Annotated in this window: 21 protein-coding genes and 1 tRNA gene; 15 read left to right on the top strand and 7 right to left on the bottom strand. The window is 37.2% G+C overall.

Annotated features, from left to right (window positions below; genetic code table 11):
• Nucleotides 1-5: 5 nt before the first annotated feature.
• The 5 genes from AC5SLP_RS09520 to AC5SLP_RS09540 are packed head-to-tail and all read left to right on the top strand — an operon-like array spanning nt 6 to nt 5,130.
• Nucleotides 6-971, top strand: a complete 966-nt coding sequence (locus AC5SLP_RS09520) for a KpsF/GutQ family sugar-phosphate isomerase (protein ID WP_495254920.1) — start codon at nt 6-8, stop codon at nt 969-971.
• 8 nt (nt 972-979) lie between these two features.
• Nucleotides 980-1,771 carry a pseudouridine synthase gene (locus tag AC5SLP_RS09525; RefSeq protein ID WP_495254964.1) on the top strand — a complete coding sequence of 264 codons (792 nt, stop codon included), beginning with the start codon at nt 980-982 and terminating at the stop codon, nt 1,769-1,771.
• Entirely contained in the window at nt 1,761-2,954 is a 1,194-nt protein-coding gene (locus AC5SLP_RS09530) for a replication-associated recombination protein A (RefSeq protein WP_495254921.1), read from the top strand. The genes AC5SLP_RS09525 and AC5SLP_RS09530 overlap by 11 nt, the downstream gene beginning before the upstream one ends.
• Before the next feature lie 50 nt (nt 2,955-3,004).
• Nucleotides 3,005-4,855, top strand: coding sequence for a flagellar hook-length control protein FliK (gene fliK / locus AC5SLP_RS09535; protein ID WP_495254922.1), 1,851 nt, complete (start codon nt 3,005-3,007; stop codon nt 4,853-4,855).
• Nucleotides 4,852-5,130 carry an EscU/YscU/HrcU family type III secretion system export apparatus switch protein gene (locus AC5SLP_RS09540; protein WP_495254923.1) on the top strand — a complete coding sequence of 93 codons (279 nt, stop codon included), beginning with the start codon at nt 4,852-4,854 and terminating at the stop codon, nt 5,128-5,130. The genes fliK and AC5SLP_RS09540 overlap by 4 nt, the downstream gene beginning before the upstream one ends.
• A 65-nt stretch (nt 5,131-5,195) precedes the next feature.
• Here AC5SLP_RS09540 and AC5SLP_RS09545 read toward each other — a convergent pair whose 3' ends face one another.
• Nucleotides 5,196-5,981, bottom strand: a complete 786-nt coding sequence (locus tag AC5SLP_RS09545) for a YdcF family protein (protein ID WP_495254924.1) — start codon at nt 5,979-5,981, stop codon at nt 5,196-5,198.
• On the bottom strand, nt 5,981-6,976 hold the full coding sequence (purM, locus tag AC5SLP_RS09550) for a phosphoribosylformylglycinamidine cyclo-ligase (protein ID WP_495254925.1): 996 nt from the start codon (nt 6,974-6,976) through the stop codon (nt 5,981-5,983). The genes AC5SLP_RS09545 and purM overlap by 1 nt, the downstream gene beginning before the upstream one ends.
• A gap of 92 nt (nt 6,977-7,068) precedes the next feature.
• Between purM and coaE the strand changes: the two genes are divergently transcribed.
• The 3 genes from coaE to AC5SLP_RS09565 are packed head-to-tail and all read left to right on the top strand — an operon-like array spanning nt 7,069 to nt 9,137.
• Nucleotides 7,069-7,674 (top strand): dephospho-CoA kinase, encoded by a 606-nt coding sequence (coaE, locus tag AC5SLP_RS09555; RefSeq protein WP_495254926.1) that lies wholly within the window; start codon nt 7,069-7,071, stop codon nt 7,672-7,674.
• Complete coding sequence (gene dapF, locus AC5SLP_RS09560; protein WP_495254927.1) at nt 7,655-8,398, top strand: diaminopimelate epimerase; 744 nt, start codon at nt 7,655-7,657, stop codon at nt 8,396-8,398. Before coaE ends, dapF begins: the two co-directional genes overlap by 20 nt.
• Nucleotides 8,399-8,402: 4 nt before the next feature.
• A complete protein-coding gene (locus AC5SLP_RS09565) occupies nt 8,403-9,137 on the top strand; it encodes a glucosaminidase domain-containing protein (RefSeq protein ID WP_495254928.1) in 735 nt (244 codons plus the stop codon).
• Here AC5SLP_RS09565 and prfA read toward each other — a convergent pair.
• The 4 genes from prfA to AC5SLP_RS09585 form a co-directional block, all read right to left on the bottom strand.
• On the bottom strand, nt 9,134-10,201 hold the full coding sequence (prfA, locus tag AC5SLP_RS09570; RefSeq protein ID WP_495254929.1) for a peptide chain release factor 1: 1,068 nt from the start codon (nt 10,199-10,201) through the stop codon (nt 9,134-9,136). The genes AC5SLP_RS09565 and prfA overlap by 4 nt on opposite strands.
• A 36-nt stretch (nt 10,202-10,237) precedes the next feature.
• Nucleotides 10,238-10,513 carry a 30S ribosomal protein S20 gene (gene rpsT, locus AC5SLP_RS09575; RefSeq protein ID WP_495254930.1) on the bottom strand — a complete coding sequence of 92 codons (276 nt, stop codon included), beginning with the start codon at nt 10,511-10,513 and terminating at the stop codon, nt 10,238-10,240.
• A 119-nt stretch (nt 10,514-10,632) separates the two neighbouring features.
• Nucleotides 10,633-12,324 carry a potassium channel family protein gene (locus AC5SLP_RS09580; protein ID WP_495254931.1) on the bottom strand — a complete coding sequence of 564 codons (1,692 nt, stop codon included), beginning with the start codon at nt 12,322-12,324 and terminating at the stop codon, nt 10,633-10,635.
• 13 nt (nt 12,325-12,337) lie between these two features.
• A complete protein-coding gene (locus AC5SLP_RS09585) occupies nt 12,338-12,715 on the bottom strand; it encodes a DUF6394 family protein (protein ID WP_495254932.1) in 378 nt (125 codons plus the stop codon).
• A 116-nt stretch (nt 12,716-12,831) separates the two neighbouring features.
• On the opposite strand from AC5SLP_RS09585, the gene glmM reads away from it, so the two are divergent.
• The 7 genes from glmM (at nt 12,832) to rplT (ending at nt 17,926) form a co-directional block, all read left to right on the top strand.
• A complete protein-coding gene (gene glmM / locus AC5SLP_RS09590; protein ID WP_495254965.1) occupies nt 12,832-14,172 on the top strand; it encodes a phosphoglucosamine mutase in 1,341 nt (446 codons plus the stop codon).
• Nucleotides 14,165-14,614 (top strand): signal peptidase II, encoded by a 450-nt coding sequence (gene lspA, locus AC5SLP_RS09595; protein WP_495254933.1) that lies wholly within the window; start codon nt 14,165-14,167, stop codon nt 14,612-14,614. Before glmM ends, lspA begins: the two co-directional genes overlap by 8 nt.
• An 83-nt stretch (nt 14,615-14,697) precedes the next feature.
• Nucleotides 14,698-14,773 (top strand) — tRNA-Val (locus AC5SLP_RS09600).
• A 52-nt stretch (nt 14,774-14,825) separates the two neighbouring features.
• Nucleotides 14,826-16,643, top strand: coding sequence for a threonine--tRNA ligase (gene thrS / locus AC5SLP_RS09605; RefSeq protein ID WP_495254934.1), 1,818 nt, complete (start codon nt 14,826-14,828; stop codon nt 16,641-16,643).
• Entirely contained in the window at nt 16,640-17,155 is a 516-nt protein-coding gene (gene infC / locus AC5SLP_RS09610; RefSeq protein WP_495254935.1) for a translation initiation factor IF-3, read from the top strand. Before thrS ends, infC begins: the two co-directional genes overlap by 4 nt.
• 113 nt (nt 17,156-17,268) lie before the next feature.
• The gene (rpmI, locus tag AC5SLP_RS09615; RefSeq protein WP_495254936.1) at nt 17,269-17,463 is read left to right on the top strand and encodes a 50S ribosomal protein L35; all 195 of its coding nucleotides are present in this window, start codon (nt 17,269-17,271) and stop codon (nt 17,461-17,463) included.
• A gap of 109 nt (nt 17,464-17,572) precedes the next feature.
• Nucleotides 17,573-17,926 carry a 50S ribosomal protein L20 gene (gene rplT, locus AC5SLP_RS09620; protein ID WP_495254937.1) on the top strand — a complete coding sequence of 118 codons (354 nt, stop codon included), beginning with the start codon at nt 17,573-17,575 and terminating at the stop codon, nt 17,924-17,926.
• A 441-nt stretch (nt 17,927-18,367) separates the two neighbouring features.
• On the opposite strand, the gene AC5SLP_RS09625 is transcribed toward rplT, so the two are convergent.
• Entirely contained in the window at nt 18,368-19,321 is a 954-nt protein-coding gene (locus AC5SLP_RS09625) for an SLAC1 anion channel family protein (protein ID WP_495254938.1), read from the bottom strand.
• Between the last annotated feature and the right edge of the window lie 13 nt (nt 19,322-19,334).

Genomic DNA, 19,334 nt, shown 5'->3' on the forward strand with positions numbered 1-19,334 from the left:
AATGAATGCAAGATTTTAGAAAAATAGCACAAGAAGTACTTGAATTAGAAGCAAAAGAACTTTTAAATGCCGCAAATACAATAGGGGATGAGATAAGCAGTGCAACGGAACTTATTGCTGGCATTAAGGGTAAATTGATTGTTACGGGTGTGGGTAAAAGCGGTCTTATCGGTGCGAAAATTGCGGCAACCCTTGCCAGCACTGGAACCAGCAGTTTCTTTTTACATCCAACGGAAGCAATGCATGGTGATTTAGGTATGATCGGTAAGGAAGATGCTGTATTAGCTATTAGTTATAGCGGTGAGAGTGAGGAGTTGATTAAAATACTTCCTCATGTTAAACGATTTAATATACCCCTTATCGGTATGGCGCGTTCTATTAACACTTCTTTAGGACATTATAGTGATATCTTTTTATCGTTGCCAGTAGAAAAAGAAGCGTGCCCTCTGGATGCGGCTCCTACCTGTTCTACAACACTAACGTTAGCACTTGGTGATGCGTTAGCTGTTTGTTTAATGAAGAAAAAGAATTTTCAAAAAGAAGATTTTGCATCATTCCATCCGGGTGGAAGTTTGGGCAAACGTTTGTTTGTTAAAGTCAGTGATTTGATGATGCACCAAGATTTACCTATTGTGGATGAAAATACTAAGCTTAAAGATGCGATTATCACCATGAGCGAAGGAAGATTGGGTAATGTGTTAATTACGAATAAAGACAATGTTCTTTTGGCTATTTTGAGTGATGGCGATTTAAGACGTGCATTGATGCGTGATGATTTTTCAATGGATGCAACGGCTTATGAATATGCAACAAAAAACCCTAAAAAATTAGATAATGCATCTTTGTTAGCCAGTGACGCGTTAGCCTTTATTGAAAAACATAAGATACAGCTTGTTGCCATTACCGATAAAGACGGTAAGCTAGAGGGTGTTCTACATATTCACCACTTAGTGGAAGCAGGGATAAAATAATGGAATTAATGAGACTCAATAAAATGATTTCACATAACACGCACTATTCAAGGCGTGAAGCGGATGAACTCATTAAATCAGGAGCTGTTAAAGTGGATGGTAAGGTTGTAGAAGACCTTGCTACACAAGTAAGTTTTAAAAATAGAATTGAATTAAACGGCAAAGCACTTTTTGAAAAACACGGTTATTCGGTTATTGTCTATCACAAACAAAAAGGTGAGTTAGTCAGTAAAAAAGATGACAGAGGACGTAAAACAATCTACGATACTTTGCCATCTCAATTTGCCCACTATTTAAGTGTTGGAAGATTGGATTTTGCAAGCGAAGGCTTATTGCTTCTGTGTGATTCTCCTGCTGTCGTTTCCGCTCTTATGCATGGAGATTTGGAACGAGTTTATTATGTTAAGATTAATGGTTTAATAACACCTGCTATGGAAAAAGCAATGCAGGAAGGGCTTTCTCTTGAAGATGCCCGCAAAGGCGGACATGCAAAGAGTGAAATCCATGCCATGGATTTTGCGCCCTTTGTCTCATATCGTATTATAAAAAACAATCCAAGTTTTTCTACGATTAAAGTAACCATTAACGAAGGAAAAAATAGAGAACTCAGACGTTTTTTTGGCTATTTTGACGTAGATGTTGTTGATCTAAAACGTGTTAGTTATGGCAAAATCGACTTAGGTATGCTAAAACCTGGTAAACACCGTTATTTCAATGGCAGTGAATACACAGCGTTAAGAGATTACCTTGAGTATGTAAAAAAAGAACATGAAAAGGTCGATGAGGTCGATGATCAATAATTTCGCCCTCTTCTTTCGTCCTAAGACAATTGAAGAATTATCTGGACAAAAACACCTCAGTGGTGAAAGTAGCCCTTTTCGTAAATTGCTAAAATCAGGTTCTATGAGCCATGCACTTTTCTTTGGGCCAGCAGGTGTTGGAAAAACAACACTGGCTCGAATTGTCGCGGGTGAGCTTCAACTCCCCTTTTATGAACTTGATGCAACGAGTGTTAAGGTAGAAGAAATTCGCAAAATTCTTTCCCAACATCGAGGTTCCCTTCAAAAGCCCTTGATTTTTATTGATGAGATTCACCGTCTTTCCAAAACGCAGCAAGAAGTACTCTTATTGCCGATGGAAAATCACGAAGCCATTATCATTGGAGCATCAACCGAGAACCCCTACTTTGTCCTAAGCTCAGGCATCCGCTCCCGAATGATGCTTTTTGAGTTTTATCCTTTGTTGGAGCAGGACTTGTTGGATATCATTAAACGTGTTCAACAGACTATTACATGTAAAATAGATGAAGATGCGCTGAATTACCTTGTAAGCTCAAGTGCAGGAGACAGCAGAGCACTGTTAAATTTATTGGAATTTGCATTAAAAGTAGATTTACATGTAAACCTCGAAACACTCAAATCTTTGCGCCCAAGTGCGCTAAAAGATGGTGTTAGTTCGGATAACACACACTATAACTTAATTAGTGCGATGATTAAAAGCGTGAGAGGTTCTGATGTTGATGCGGCGCTTTACTATCTCGCGCGTTTAATTGATGGCGGAGAAAGTCCGGATTTTATTGCGAGACGCTTAGTTATACTTGCCAGTGAGGATATTGGCAATGCCAATCCAAATGCTCTAAACTTAGCCAGTAGCACACTGCTTAGCGTGAGCAAGATTGGATACCCAGAAGCACGGATTATTCTCTCACAGTGTTTGATTTATCTTGCTTGTAGCCCCAAATCTAACAGCGCCTATATGGCTATTAATAACGCATTAACGTATGTGAGTCATGAAAAAGCGCTCAAAGTTCCTAATCACCTCAAAAGTCCATCTCCTAAAGGGTATCTGTATCCTCATGATTTTGGAGGATGGGTTGAACAAAAATATCTCGAAAAGCCACTACATTTTTATGATAATTTGCCGATAGGGTTTGAAAAGACATTACAAGAGTGGCTTGTCAAAATAAAAATGAAAAATAAATAATTCGGATGCTTAGACGTGCATTCAGATTGTGCTTTTAAAGAGGGAAACTGATGGAGATCACAACAACATCGCTTCTTGCCAATCAATTACAAACGCTTGATCCAAAAGCAACACTCAAAGAGCAAGCAACGCAGATTGTTCAAAAAAGCGCAGACCTTCCTTTAGCCCTCACCGCACAAAGCAGTGGTAGCCCAACGCCCAATAACGCACAAGATGTGATTACACAATTGCTTGGAAGTGCCATTAGTGAGGCAAAATCAAAAAGTACCATTTACGAAATCTTACAAAATAATCAACTCTTTAAAAATATGGGTAACTTTTCTGAAGATATCCAAATGCTCAATAATGTCATTAAACCTGATTCCACTATTGCTAAACCCTTAGCGTTATTACAGCTATTTTCGAAAAATATAGAGCAACTTGATGTTAAAATGTTGCAAAATCAAATACAAAATTCAGGAATCTTTTTTGAATCAAAGTTAGCTAACATCGTAACTAATAAAGGGGCTGAGCAAGCAATTCAAACGCTAAATGAGCTCGTTAAATCTCATCTAACTCAAACCAATACAACAACTCAACCGTTAGTTCAAGAAGTGACATCTCTGCTTGATAAACTCTCTACATTACAAGAACTCTCTTCTAAAGACTCACAAACGACATTAAAAACGCTTTTGGATCAATTTAGGCAAGTTGTGAAACAAGAGCTAACGTCTGAGCCTTCTCCTGTAATGAAAGAAGTCTATCAAACAGCGCAAAAGCTTGATTATGCAATAAAACAGATGGACCTCATTGCCTCTAAAGTGGAAAACTACCCAGCCTCGATGAATGTCGATCAACATTTTACAACACAGGTGAAGGTGTTATTGGAAATGCTCAAAGAGAGCTTATCGTCCTTACAGTTAGATGATTTACAACCGCAAATAGACCAACTCCTTAGTAAAGAGAGTCTTGTTAAAGGTGGATTAACGCCACCTCCTCAAACAAAAATAGAACCCTCCGTGCAACCGACGCTCATGCCTGAAATTTCTAAAATAACCAAACCCAATGCAGAACCGTTATTGAATGAGACAACGCACGATATAAGCTCTGAAGAACATCAAGAGATGCTCGTTAAAAATGAGCCTTTGCAACTTAAATCAGAAGCCGTAGCGTTAAATACAACCACCTTATTGGCAACGGCAACACAAAAAGCGCCTGAAAGCGTTGAAGAAGCTCTGAAAATGGTTGTAAATCGCATCAAACAACAAATAGAGCTTCTAGACCCTAAAACAGTCTCTAAAGCAGATTTTGTGGCAAAAAGCTCAGAAATAGAGCAAAAAATTCATTCGCTGATTAAGCCAGAGCTTTTTGTAGGAAAATCAATGGCTCAAAAACTCTCTTTAGACCCAACGGATGTAGAGTTACTCAGCGATATAAAAGGCGTACTAATAAAGCTTAATGATGCCCTAGCCTCTTCTTCTCAAAATAAAGAAGCTTACGAAATTACCAATCGCCTTTTGACACAAGTAGAATACCATCAACTCTTTTCGTATGTGAGTAGTTCAACACACTTATATATCCCTTTTAGCTGGGATGGACTTAAAGGCGGGTCGATGATGATGAAACAGACAAATGATGAGACGTTTCATTGCCAGCTTGATCTTGATTTGGAACAGTATGGTAAGCTTAATATGATGCTTATGCTTTCCCATGAAAAATACATCGATATCTCTGTAGCGGCTCAAAAGAATGAACTGAAAGATAAAATCACGCAACAATTACCTCTTTTAAAACGCGCATTGAATGAGGTTGGACTGATTACAGGTAATTTAAAAATGCTTGAATATAAAGATGTCAGTACGGTTAAAAATGACTATTTCAGTGGTGATAAACTGCAATTTGGGATCAATATTAAAATATGAGTGAATCTAAACCCAAGCTACAAAAAGCTGTAGCGCTGAAATACGACAGAGAAAAAGCCAATGCGCCAAAAGTAGTTGCATCTGGCAAAGGCGATATCGCCAATAATATCATCAAATTAGCACAAGAGCATGATATTTTTATCAAAAAAGACGCCGATTTAGTGGAACTTTTGTCTAAAATAGAGATCAATAAAGAGATTCCTCCCATGCTCTACAAAGCCGTTGCTGAAGTGTTTAGTTTTATTTATAAAATTACCAACGACAAACGAAAATAGTTTTTACATGTAAAAGAAATAATCGTTCCAATACTATCTGGAAACGATTACCTTATAGACTTGGATTAAATTCCTCGAAGTTTGAGACTTAGCAAACCAGCATATTCATGCAGCGCAATATAACTTTTGGAAAATGAGTGTTCATTAGGCAAATAATCCCACATATCTTTTGTTCTGTGGCTTATTTTAAAGTCTGTGGCTACAGGAATAACATGAAAACCAAAGTGTTCATAAAGCCTGATAGAACGTCTCATATGATAAGCGGAGGTCACAAGATAGATAGTAGGCTCTTTTAAACCGACTTTTTCAAAGGCAAGTTTACTAAAATAGGCATTTTCATAGGTGTCGAGACTTTTATCTTCAACATGCAATGAAAACTCCCTACTTCCAAGGCTTTTAGAACTGGGCGTTGCAATTTCTAATGATTGTTTAATCTCTTTGAGGCTATCAAGGAAAGCATCGCTTTCAAGATACTCTTTTTGAGCCCCTCCTCCACTAAAAAGAAGCGGTACATTGCTTGTTTTAGCGATCATCAGCCCTTTCATCATTCGTTTATAAGCATCACTGCTTAAAGGTAAATTAGCGACACCTTGCGTGTGCCCTCCCCCTAATACAATGACGGCATTAACCATGGCATTTTCTACAGGTTTATTATAAGGTTCTTCAAGCGGAGCTAAGAGCCAGTCAGCAACGTAAGAAGTACTAAAAAGATAGAAAAGCAAAGCGTTGGCTATAAAAAAAAGACGAAAGCGCCTTGCATAGATTCCCGCTAAAAGGAATAAAAGAATAAAAATACCTGGTGGTAGCACCAGGTAGGTAAAAGCTTTTGAAAAAATATAAATGGTACTCATTAGAGCATAACAGCGCTTTTAGGGCCAGCTTTAAGCTCGCCAATGACATAACCGTCACTTTTTGCAAGAACATCATCCACATTTTCAGGGCTAACGACTAAAATCATTCCTATGCCCATATTAAAGGTGCGGTGCATTTCACTCTCTTCGACATATTGGCTCATGAAGTCAAAGACAGGAAGTGTTTTGATTTTAGACTTATAAACACATGCTTGTAGCCCTTCTGGAAGTACGCGAGGAAGATTTTCAACGATACCGCCACCCGTAATATGGGCTAAAGCATTGATTTTAGACTTAAGTGCTTTAAAGAGTTTCACATAAATGCGCGTTGGTGTTAAAAGTGTGTCGATAAGCGGTTTGCCATTAAATTCGGTTTCAAATGTGTATCCTAATTTGTCAAAAAAGAGCTTTCGAACCAATGAAAAACCGTTAGAGTGTACTCCTGAACTTGGCAAGGCAATGAGAATATCTCCTGCTTTTACATGTGGCAAACGGTTCATTTCATCTTTCTCTGCAATACCCACTGCAAAGCCAGCAAGGTCAAAATCTTTACCATGATACATACCAGGCATTTCAGCTGTTTCTCCGCCAATCAGTGAGCATTCTGCTTGTTGGCAGCCTTCTGCAATCCCTTTGACAATTGAGACAGCGGCATCAATTTCTAATTTACTCATGGCATAGTAGTCTAGAAAGAAAAGCGGTGTTCCAAAATTACAAATAAGGTCATTTGCACACATTGCTACAAGATCAATACCTACGGTGTCATAAATGCCTGAATCAATAGCAAGCTTTAATTTTGTGCCAACACCATCAGTTGCACCTAAAATAACAGGCTTCTGATAGCCAGTTGGAAGTTCATATGCTCCAGCAAAAGAGCCAATACCGCCAATGACATTGCTATCAAATGTGGATTTGACAAGTGGTTTGATATTCTCTACAAACTGGTTTCCTGCGTCGATATCGACACCAGCGTCTTTGTAGCTGACTGTACTCATTAGTGTTGCCTTTATTAGGTGATTGTTTAATAGATTTTAACAAAACTATGTTAAAATCGTTATAAAATATAATCTAAGGTGTAGAAGATTCAATGGCGTATGAACATGCGATCGTCTTAACAGGCGGCATTGCAACGGGTAAAAGTACAGTATCTTCAATGCTTCAATCACATGGATTCGAAGTGATTGATGCGGATAAGATTGCTAAAGAAGTTTTGCCTTTACATGTAAAAGAAGTGGAAAAAATTTTTGGTGATCGTGTCATTAGTGATGGTGTCATAGATCGAAAAGCACTTGGAGCATTAATTTTTAATGATAAAAAAGAGCGCGAAAAGCTAAATGCTTTTTTGCATCCGCTGATTCGTGCAGAAATCTTTAGGCGTTGTGATCTTTTAGAGGCAAAGAAAAAGCCTTATATCATTGATATCCCGCTCTACTTTGAGAGTGATGGTTATTCATGTAAGTTGGTTACTGTGGTTTATGCTCCTGTAGAGGTTCAGCGCAAACGTTTGATGGTACGAGAAAATTTTACCAAAGAAGAGGCACAAAAGCGTATTGACGCACAAATTAGCATTGAAGAGAAGAAAATTATGGCCGATTTTCTCATTAATAACTCTTTTGACATGAAATTTCTGGAAGAAGAGATTGAAAAATTTATCAAATATGTACGAGGACAGTATGCAAATTGCAAAATATAATGCCAACGGCAATGACTTTGTTATTTTTCACACTTTTATTGAAGTGGACCGAAGTGAATTAGCCAAGAAATTATGCGATAGACAAAAAGGTATAGGAGCCGATGGTCTTATCGTGTTATTACCACATAATGAATATGATTTTAAATGGCAATTTTACAATAACGATGGCTCGGTTGCATCGATGTGTGGAAATGGTACGCGAGCATGCGCACACTATGCTTACTCCAATCAGCTTGCTGGTGCTAGTATGCGTTTTTTAACGGGTGCTGGCGTCATCAGTTCCATTGTTGAGAATGACAGTGTTGAAACAGAAATGACTGAACCCAAAAAATTACGAGACTCATTTGAAGAAAATGGTTTGACATGGCATTTTTGCGATACGGGTGTGCCTCATCTTGTAACGTTTGTCGAAGATATTAACTGTTTTGATAAAACGATTGCTCGTCAAATGCGGTTTAAATATAACGCCAACGTAAACTATGCAACACTTGAAAACAGTACATTACATGTAAGAACATATGAGCGTGGAGTTGAAGATGAAACACTTGCATGTGGCACAGGCATGGCAGCTTGTTTTTATAGCGCTTATTGTGAAAAGCTGATAGGAGAAAACGCAAAAGTATATCCTACCAGTAAAGAAGAGTTATATTTACGCATGCACGAAGATAAGCTGTTTTTTAAAGGCTTGGTACAAAAAGTCTTTGAAACAACATTGGACCTTTAGTTTCGTGAAGTTTTTTTATACCTTCTTTACCTTCTTCTTGTTTTTTTCACAGAGTTTTTTGTATGCAGGTGGTCTTGCGAACGACTATTATCAAATTGATGATAGTGCAAAGCAAAAAGAAGAGTTTATTCTCCAAATGAAAGTTTTAGTGGATAAAAGCAATGAAGAAATCAAAAAAGATCGTGATTTTATTACAAACTTTTTTGCACAAGCAATGCCAGGAGCCTTTCGAGGATTAAATCAGAAAAATGTAGGTTATCTCATCGCCTTACGCAATAAATATGGCATTGAAAATCTTTTTGACCGAGATGAGTATTATAAACGTATCGATGTCATCCCTACTTCGATGGCTCTTGCTCAAGCTGCGTTAGAAAGTGGTTGGGGAAAAAGTCGATTTGCCAGAGAAGCCAATAACCTTTTTGGTCACTGGACCTATTCAGGTGTTGGTTTATTGCCTCAAAATAGAACACTTGGGAAATCGCATATGATTCGCGTTTTCTCATCGCTTCAAAAATCAGTGAATGCTTATATGTTGAATCTTAATACCAATGATGCTTATATAGCTTTCCGCGATAAGCGCTTTCAAGCACGTCTGAATGGAAAATTATATACCGGAATGGATGCTGCGAAAACGATGATAAATTATTCCGAGCTTAAAGAAGAGTATATTAAGATGATACGAGAGATGATAGAGCAAAACAACCTTGCAATTTACGATCACGATCAGTCAATCAATTAGAAATTTGCCTCTTTCATCAATTCCGCTTGATAGTGAGCGATAATTGGGTCAATAATCTCATCAAAAAGACCCCCTTCCATAATCGCATCTAAACGGTAAAGGGTTAATCCAACACGATGGTCGGTGATACGGTTTTGAGGATAGTTGTACGTGCGAATACGCGCACTACGATCACCAGAGCCCACTTGTTGTTTTCTGGCTTCACTCTCTTTTGCATTGCGTTCTTGAAGTTGAATATCGTAAAGTTTTGCTTTAAGAATTTTCATAGCAGCATCTTTGTTTTTATGCTGAGATTTTCCATCTTGGTTCACGACAACAAGGCCCGTTGGTAAGTGGGTAATACGCACAGCACTGTCGGTTGTATTAACCGATTGGCCACCATTACCACTAGAGCGCATAACATCGATTTTAAGGTCTTTTTCTTGTATGTCAATTTCAACGTCATCTACTTCTGGCATAACAGCAACTGTCACTGCTGAAGTGTGTACCCTACCTTGTGATTCTGTTAGGGGAACACGCTGAACTCTGTGGACTCCACCTTCATACTTTAAGCGTGAAAAAGCGCCCTGCCCTTTAACAAGGGCAATAACTTCTTTGTAGCCATTTAAAACGCCTTCACTGAGTGAAACAACTTCAACTTTCCAACCACGGTTTTCTGCATAGCGAAGATAAGCTTTAAAAAGATCTGCTGAAAAAATTGCTGCTTCATCGCCACCTGTTCCTGCGCGAATTTCAAGAAAGATGTTTCGATCGTCATTAGGGTCTTTGGGTAACAGAAGAAGTCTAATTTCATCTTCTAGTTCATCCCGTAGAGATTCTAGGTTTTTGAGCTCTTCTTTTGCTAATTCCCCAAGTTCCTCATCATCCAAAAGGAGTTTATTATCTTCAATTTGATCAAGTGTTGAAATGTAGGATAGTGTTTTATCTTTGATCTCTTCTAAATTAGATTGTTCTTTAGAGAGAGCTGTCATCTTCTTAATGTCATTAGCGACATTAGGATCACTTAATAGTGTAGATAACTCATTGTATCGATCAAGGAAAGGAACTAATTTTTCTTTTAGCATGAGAGGAAACTAAGAGTGAAAGAGGGTTGCCGCAAATTATGCAGCAACACTACCTAGCGTATTAACGAGTTTTGCAAGTCTGCTTACACGGCGTGATACAGTATTTTTAGTTAAAATACCTTTGCTAGAGTAAGAGTGAAAACTTTTATTAACATTTTTTAACGCAACTTCAGCTGCTGCTTGATCACCTGCTTCTACAGCTTCTTTTACAGCTCTTGTAAGATTTTTGATTCTAGTTTTATAAAATCTATTTCTTTCAGTGCGTTTTTTTGTTTGTCTAATACGCTTTTCTGCTGACTTATGGTTTGCCATAGATAAGCCTTTCATTTTAAATTTAGGCGTAGATTATATAAAAATAAATATTAAATAGAACTTATTTTAAGGGCATTTTAAAATAAAATTCTCTACTAAAATGCGATTCCATGCTTCATTCAAGGAGTTTGCGTCTTTTTTAGCTTCAATAAACCTTTTTCTGTACCGTACAGTGCGTAGCAAAATTCATAATAGTTTTGAGCAATGTATTCTAAATGGTCTTGAGCATTGGCATCTCCAGCAAATAAAAAGAGATCATTTTTTTCAATACTACTGCTCCAGTCTGGCAAAAGAGTCACCTCTTTATGGCGGATTCTCATAAGAGGAATAAGATTGTTTGTAAAATGTCTATCTTTTAACGATGTTCTTAGCAGTGATAATATGAGTGTTTCTTGATAGTCGTTTTCTATGAGCATAGGTGCTTGAGCGAGGTCAATTTTCAGTGAAAAAATAAGTGGTACTAAGTCAATTTCTAGAAGTTGCTTCGTTAAACCCATGATTTTTTCTTCTTCTAACCCATAAAGATGTTTAATAAAAAGATCCAAGGCTGGATTTAAAATAGCATGAACGGTTTTATTAATAAGAACTTTTGCCGGGATAAAAACAGTATCAATATTGGAGCTCTCGAAAATTGAAAAATCATCAAGTTCATTTTCTCGTGCAATCGTTATAATTTTTGGATTAAGTTTCTTAGCAGTTGCGAGAATCGACAAATTGGTTGTGTCATCATTGGTTCCTGCGATAATTGCGGCACAATGTTCTATGCCAAGTTCTCTTAACATATCTTTGTCATCTCCGTCGCCAATTAAAATTTTAGGATGCTCAAAAGAGGTATAGCGTTCTTGCTTTTGTGCGTCAATTTCAGCAAAAACAGTTTCAAATCCATTGGCTTTAAGAACTTCGTAGATGCTTTTTCCCATACGTCCAAAGCCACAAACAATGTATTCTCCTTGTGGGAGTTGCAGTAATGGATCATAAAGATTACACAAGCCGTAAAGCCATCGAATAAGCCTTAGGGAGTAGGGTGCGGTAATAGCGAGGTGAATATGGTTCGCAATAATTTCAAATGGATTTTCAATAATCTGAACACCAAGGTCTTGAAGGTTTTCCGTTTGGTTTTTTGTTGTGGATTTAATTGCCATCATAATATTGGGATTTAAAACTTTTGAAGTGAGGGCAATGCGAAGGTTTAGAGCGTCATTTTCAAATAGACTGACGATTGCTTTGCAATAAGCGGACTTAATGCCTGCCATTTCTAATGCTTCAGGATTATGGGCGTCTGCGTTCAGGCAAAATACTGGTGGCGTAAAGTTTTCTAAGAGAAGATGATTGCGTTTGCTTTCATCTTTTTCAATGACAACTGAACGCAAACCATAGTCATTGGCTTTTTTAATAATTTCGCTTGTGATGGAGTTATACCCCAAAATAATGATATATTTTTCTTTGAGATAAGCGACATTGCGCCTAAATTTTGCACGAGCAAACTCTTCCAAAAAAAGTTTATCTTGCAATAAGGCAACTAAAGTTCCCACACTGTAAAACCAACCGGTAACGGTAAAAAAAATAGAGATTGAAACCCAAATGCGTTGAGGATACGTAAAAACAAAAGGCGTTTCTCCAAATCCTATCGTGGTGGCAGTATAACTAATAAAATAAAAGGCATCAAAGATAGTTAGCTTATATGGATTTCCATTATTATCGACACCTTCTATCAGCAAAAGACCTATGATGGAGACAGTGTATGTGAAGATAATGACTAAAAAAGGCGTTCGCATCCTTTGTAAAACAAGCCATAAAGAACTACTTTTCACGAAGTCTCTTTGTTTAACGTTTTGATTTGAGCGTATCTCCAATATAGAGCAATACACTGGTGATGTTAGCTAAAAGTGCTCCACCACTTAAACTAATAATGATAGAAGCAACTTCACGATCGACGGTATATGCATACGTTGCAACTGTCCAAACGGTCGCTGAAGCAATGAGCTGAATATCCGCAACAAGGCTAGTCGCAAGTAAAACAGAACCTAGTTGTGTTTTATCACCAATCTTCAATGTCGTTGCAATGATATTGACGACGAGGGCAGCAAAAAGTTCATATTTACTGTGTAATTCTAAATCTGCCAAATCACCATAGAAAAAGCCGAAGTTAAGTGTCATAGCTAAAATAAAGAAAAAACCAGAGATGACTTTGTCTAAATTCATCTTTTTACCTTTGTTTAAATGAGATACTCAGTGTATTATAGCGTTTACATGTAAAGATTAGAAAAGTTTTGTTACAATTTGCACATTATTTTACATGTAAAGTGGGTAAATCAACAATGAAACTTTTTGGAACCGATGGTGTTCGTGGAAAAGCTGGAAAAAAATTGAGTGCTTTTATGGCTATGCGTTTAGCGATGGCTGCAGGTATCTATTTTCGTAAAAATTCGATTACCAATAAAATTTTAGTCGGCAAAGATACGAGACGCAGTGGATATATGATTGAAAATGCAATTGTTTCAGGATTGACTGCTGTTGGGTACGATGTCCGGCAAATTGGACCAATGCCAACACCTGCTATTGCCTTTTTGACGGAAGATATGCGTTGTGATGCTGGTATCATGATTAGCGCGTCGCATAATCCGTATTTTGATAATGGCATTAAATTTTTTGATTCTTTTGGTAATAAACTCGGCGAAGCTGAAGAAGCTGCTATTGAAAAAATTTATTTTGATGATGAATTAATCGAGCGCAATCAAAAAATGGAGTTTGACATTGGACGTTCTAAACGTGTTGATGATGTCATTGGCCGTTATATTGTTCAAATTAAAAATTCTTTCCCAAAAAATTTGACGCTTAAAGGGTTTCGCATTGTCTTAGATACAGCCAATGGCGCAGCCTATAAAGTAGCCCCAACGATTTTCAACGAATTAGGTGCTGATGTCATCATGATTAACGATGAGCCTAATGGAAGTAATATTAATCTTAATTGTGGGGCATTGCATCCTGAAGAGTTGGGTGAAGAAGTTCGAAAACTAAGAGCAGATATTGGGTTTGCTTTTGATGGCGATGCTGATCGTTTGGTTGTTGTTGATGAAAATGGCAATCCAATACACGGCGATAAGCTTCTTGGTAAGATTGCCACTTTTTTGCATAGTCAAAACCGATTAGCTAACAAAGGTGTTTGTGTGACTGTTATGAGCAATCAAGCGTTAGAAGATTATTTGCGCCAATCTGGCATTACAATGCATCGTTGTGATGTAGGGGATAAAAATGTTCTAGAGTGCCTATACAGAGAGAAAATTAGCTTTGGTGGAGAGCAGAGTGGGCATATCATTGTCTCAGATTTTGCAAAAACAGGTGATGCGTTAGTGGCAGCGCTTGCTGTTATGCACTGTGTGCTCACGGAGAAGAAAGAAGTGAGTAAACTTTTCAATCCATTTGAACTTTATCCACAATTGCAACAAAACCTTAAAGTCGATAATAAAATTCCACTTTCTGACATTAAAGGGTACGAAGCGTTGATTGAAGAGTTAGAGACTAAGAAACTACGCGTTTTGATTCGTTACTCAGGCACCGAGAATTTATTAAGGATTTTACTTGAAGGACAAGATGAGGTTGTGCTTGATGAATGTATGGAAAAAACCGTAAAGTTTTTCAAAAGTGCCCTCAATGAATAAAAAAGCATGGCTGATATTTGGGATCACATTGGTAGCTATTTTTGGGATTGACCAATGGATTAAAACTCTATTTTTAGATGGATTTCGTTGGCAAGGCGATTTTTTTTCACTGATTTTAACCTATAATAAAGGTGTTGCTTTTTCAATGTTCTCTTTTTTGGAAGAGTATTTAAAGTATATACAGCTTTTACTTGTAGGCTCACTAGGAGTCTATCTTCTTTTTCATCAAACCCTATTGCATTCTTATGGTATCGCTATTGGCCTTATTGGTGGAGCGGCATTCAGTAATATTTATGACCGGTTTATTCATGGTGGTGTTGTTGATTATTTTTTTTGGCATTATGGATTTGAATTTGCCGTTTTTAACTTTGCTGATGTTATGATTGATTTGGGTGTATTGCTGATTTTTTATCGCTCATGGAGAGCTTCTAAGAGCATTTAATATGCCTCATTAAGCTCTTTCTTCTCAAAAAATAGTTGCATTTTCAGTTTTTTTTGGTATAATCTCAGCTCTTAAATGGTTATGGTCGCGTAGCTCAGTTGGTAGAGCACTACCTTGACATGGTAGTGGTCGGAGGTTCGAATCCTCTCGTGGCCACCATTTTTTTGTTCTCCCGTTGGTGTGGGAGTTCATACAAGTAAAAGGATCTTACATGATGAATGATGTTATAGCCTATAAAGAAGGTGCTCTCATCATCGACACGCAAACTGCAAATGTCTCTTCCAAAACTTATGACAACAAAATCTTGTTTGATAATTCCAAAGATGCTCTAGAAGTGATTCGTCACTCATGTGCGCATTTAATGGCTCAAGCAATTAAGGCATTGTATAAAGATGCTCAGTTTTTTGTTGGACCAGTGATTGAAGATGGTTTTTACTATGATTTCCGTGTGGGTGAAAAGATTGGCGATGCTGATCTAAAAGAGATCGAGAAAAAAATGGCAGAACTTGCCAATGCAAAACTTCCTATTGAGAAGATTTACACGACAAAAGCAGATGTAGTCAAACATTTTGCACACGATGATTTGAAACAAGAAGTCTTACTTCGTATCCCTGAAGGAGAAGTTTCTATCTATAAGCAAGGTGATTTTGAAGATTTATGTCGTGGACCTCACGTCCCTAATACAAAATATCTACGATTTTTTAAACTCATTAAAGTAGCAGGTGCTTATTTAGGCGGTGATGAAAAACGTGAAATGCTAACACGTATCTACGGTATAGCTTTTGCAGATAAAGAGAGTCTTAAAGATTATGTAACGATGATCGAAGAGGCAAAAAAAAGAGATCACCGAAAAATTGGTAATGAACTAAAACTTTTCACATTTGATGATGAAGTTGGTGCGGGGCTTCCTATTTGGTTACCAAATGGTGGTCGTTTAAGAAGCAAATTAGAACAACTCTTATTTAAAGCGCATCGACAGCGTGGCTATCAACCTGTGAGGGGGCCTGAGATTTTAAAGTCAGATGCATGGAAAATCAGCGGACACTATCAAAATTACGGTGAAAATATGTATTTTACTGTGATTGATGAAGCTGAATATGGCATTAAACCGATGAACTGCTTAGGTCATATCAAAGTATTCCAAAGTGAAGTTCGTAGTTATCGCGATCTTCCGTTGAAATTTTTTGAGTATGGAGTTGTTCACCGTCATGAGAAAAGTGGCGTACTGCATGGATTGTTCAGAGTACGTGAATTTACTCAAGATGATGCACATATCTTTTGTACACCTGACCAAATTAAAGAAAATGTTTTAGAGATTTTGAGTTTTGTCGATTCTATCATGAAAACATTTGGATTTCATTATGAGATGGAGATTTCAACAAGGCCTGAAAAATCTATCGGTGATGAAAAATATTGGGAAGCAGCAACAGAAGGACTTAAGCACGCATTAGACGAAAATGGTATCAAATATGGTATCGATGAAGGCGGTGGAGCGTTTTACGGACCAAAAATTGATATCAAAATCACTGATGCTTTAAAACGAAAATGGCAATGTGGTACGATTCAAGTTGATTTCAATTTGCCAGAGCGTTTTGATATTTCGTATGTCGATGCCAATAATGAGCATGCACGCCCCGTCATGTTACACCGCGCAATTTTAGGCTCATTTGAGCGTTTTATTGGTATTTTGATTGAGCACACATCGGGAGAATTTCCATTTTTCCTTGCTCCAATTCAAGCAGTGATTGTTCCAATCTCGGATGCGCATCTTGCGTATGCAAAAACATTGGCCAATGAGTTGATGGCTGAGGGCATTGATGTTGAAGTCTCAGCTAAAAATGAGAGTCTTAATAAGCGTATTCGTAATGCTGAAACGATGCGTGTACCGATGATTTTGGTCATTGGTGATGCTGAAGTTGAAAGTCAAAGCGTTGCCGTACGTGACAGAAGAGAAAGAACACAGTATAATTTAACGAAAGAAGCATTAATCAAAACAATAAAGGAGAAACTTAGTGAGGTACACTTTTGAGTAAAGACAAAGAAGTCATACTGAACGAGGAGATCAGAGCAACTGAGGTAAGATGTGTTGGTGATGATGGTACGCAATATGGTATCATCACCCGTAAAGAGGCTCTTGCAAAAGCAGATGAGCTAGGATTAGATCTCGTTTTAATTGCACCAGATGCAAAGCCACCCGTTTGTAAAATTATGAATTATGGCAAGTTCAAGTACCAACAAGAGAAAAAACTGAAAGAAGCACGTAAGAATCAGAAAATTATTGAGATCAAAGAGATCAAACTTTCTGTTAAAATTGCTGCCAACGATGTTAACTATAAAGTGAAACATGCAAGAGAATTCTTGGAAGAGGGTAAGCACGTGCGTTTTCGAGTCTTTTTAAAAGGTCGTGAAATGTCAAATCCAGAAATTGGTGAGCAAGTTTTAGAGAGCCTCTGGCCGATGTTGGAAGATATCGCTGAACGCGAAAAAACTCCAAAATTAGAAGGTCGATACATCAATATGCTGGTAACCCCGAAAAAGTAACACTAAGTTGTACTTTTAAGCCCCTCTAAGAAACTTTTCGCTAAAATAGCCAGTTTCTAAAAGACAGAGGGGTTTGTATTCCCTGATTTTTAGAGTCAATATAAGGAGTAAGCATGCCGAAAATGAAAACGGTACGCGGCGCTGCAAAGCGTTTTAGAGCGAGTAAGAATAAGATCAAAAGAGGCGCAGCTTATAGAAGTCATATTCTTACTAAAAAACCTACTAAAAGAATGCGTGGGTTGAAAGTTGCTAAAACGGTAGATGCTCGCGATGAGAAATCAGTAAAATTAATGCTTTGTCAAGCATAATTTCAAGTTTTTGACACTAGAGTCATTCATATTCATTTGCAATGTTCCCCTCATGTGAGGGCAAGTTCCTTAGGGACACCGACATTATTTTATTGGTCAAGGAGACACAATGGCAAGAGTAAAAACAGGTATCGTCAGAAGAAGACGTCATAAGAAAATTTTAAAGATGGCGAGAGGCTTTTTTAGTGCAAGAAGAAAGCACTTTAGAAAAGCGAAAGAGCAGTTAGAAAGAAGTCTTGTTTATGCATTCCGTGATAGAAGACAGAAAAAAAGAGATTTTAGAAGACTATGGATTACAAGAATTAATGCTGCTTGCAGATTAAATGATATTAGTTATTCTCGTTTCATCAATGCTTTAAATAAAGCAAATATTGACTTGGATAGAAAAATCCTTGCTGATATGGCTATGAATGACCCTGAAGCGTTTGCAGTTGTTGTAAAACAAGCAAAAGCTGCCCTTTAATTATTAAAAATCTTCTCCAAGCGATTTAATCGTTTGGAGATTCACTTTGTACAAATTTCCTCACACATTTTTTGAATCACAAATTTAAAATCATTGAACGTAAGCGTTGCTTGCTGGTTAAGTTGAATTTTGTAATATTCTTCTCTATCTTTATAAAGTGTTATACGAATAAAATTCTCATAAGATGAAAGTGGTTTTAAGGCACATGCGTGAACGTCCAATGAGCTTTCTATTACTAGGTTGAATGCTGCATTGGCGTTGATTACGAAGCCTTTTTTTACGACTAACTCAGTCATTTCTTGTTGTAAATAATTTACATGTAAAGCAATGGGTGTATTCTGTGTAAACATAAAAGTAGGGTAGTGCTTAGAAGATTGTAGAGAATAGTTTCCACACCCACTCACAAATAACACGAATGCTAAAAAAAGGTACTGCAGAAGATTATTCTGCAATACAAATTTCTTTTTTAGAGATGTAGTAGAGTGTTTTATAACCAACAAAAACAATAACAAGTGTTGAGATAATCAGGAAAAACATCCCAATAGCACTGTAAAAAAGAATATGTGTTTTATGGAATGCCGACAAAGAGGCAATCGTTATGGCTGCAAGAGGAAATGTAAATGCCCACCACGAGATAAAAAATTGTAATTTTAAAAAATTTTTGATCATAAAGAGCAATAAAAAAGTAAAAAAAAGCGCGATACTGTATAAAAAGCTTGCAAAAAGATCAAATTGTTCTGTGATTTTAATATATGAGACAACGCCTACTGCTGGTGGAGCAATGAGAATAAAAAGTGTCGGTAAAAATTTTTGAGCGAGTTGATGGTGAAAAATAATGCGATTGACAATGATAGGTAATAGGACTATCCAGAAAAAAATGCCTACCGCAAAGAAATAGATAAGCACTTCTCTATCGGCAAATCCAAATCCTCCAATAGGCACAATAACATTGCCTACAATAGGAATAAACCATGCAGGATTTGAGTGTGTTATCTCCATATTTTTATTAATCCAGAAACTAATTGTATAAAATGTTAAGAATGTTTGTAGAATAGCGCCTGTATACCATAAACTCTGTGCAACAAATAGACTGATTTCATGATACACAATGGAAAGTAACACCAATGAGATAGATGCAGCTGCAAAAAAATTAATACGAATTGGATGTTCAAATTCGAGTTTTACCTCTTCAAAATAGAAAAAGAGTTTAGCAAGGTAAAGAAAAGCGATCATTAAAAATACAATAGTGACGATCAACGTTAAGCCCGAGGCCAATATAGCAGGAAAGCCAAGCCAGGCTGCAGCTTTTTGATAAACTATTGTCAATCCAGAAAGTCCCATTACAATAGCAAACATCATAATCGGGAAGTTTTTTATACGATCGGATGCAATCATAGTGATACTCCTT

Source organism: Sulfurospirillum sp. E15m (assembly GCF_059415145.1).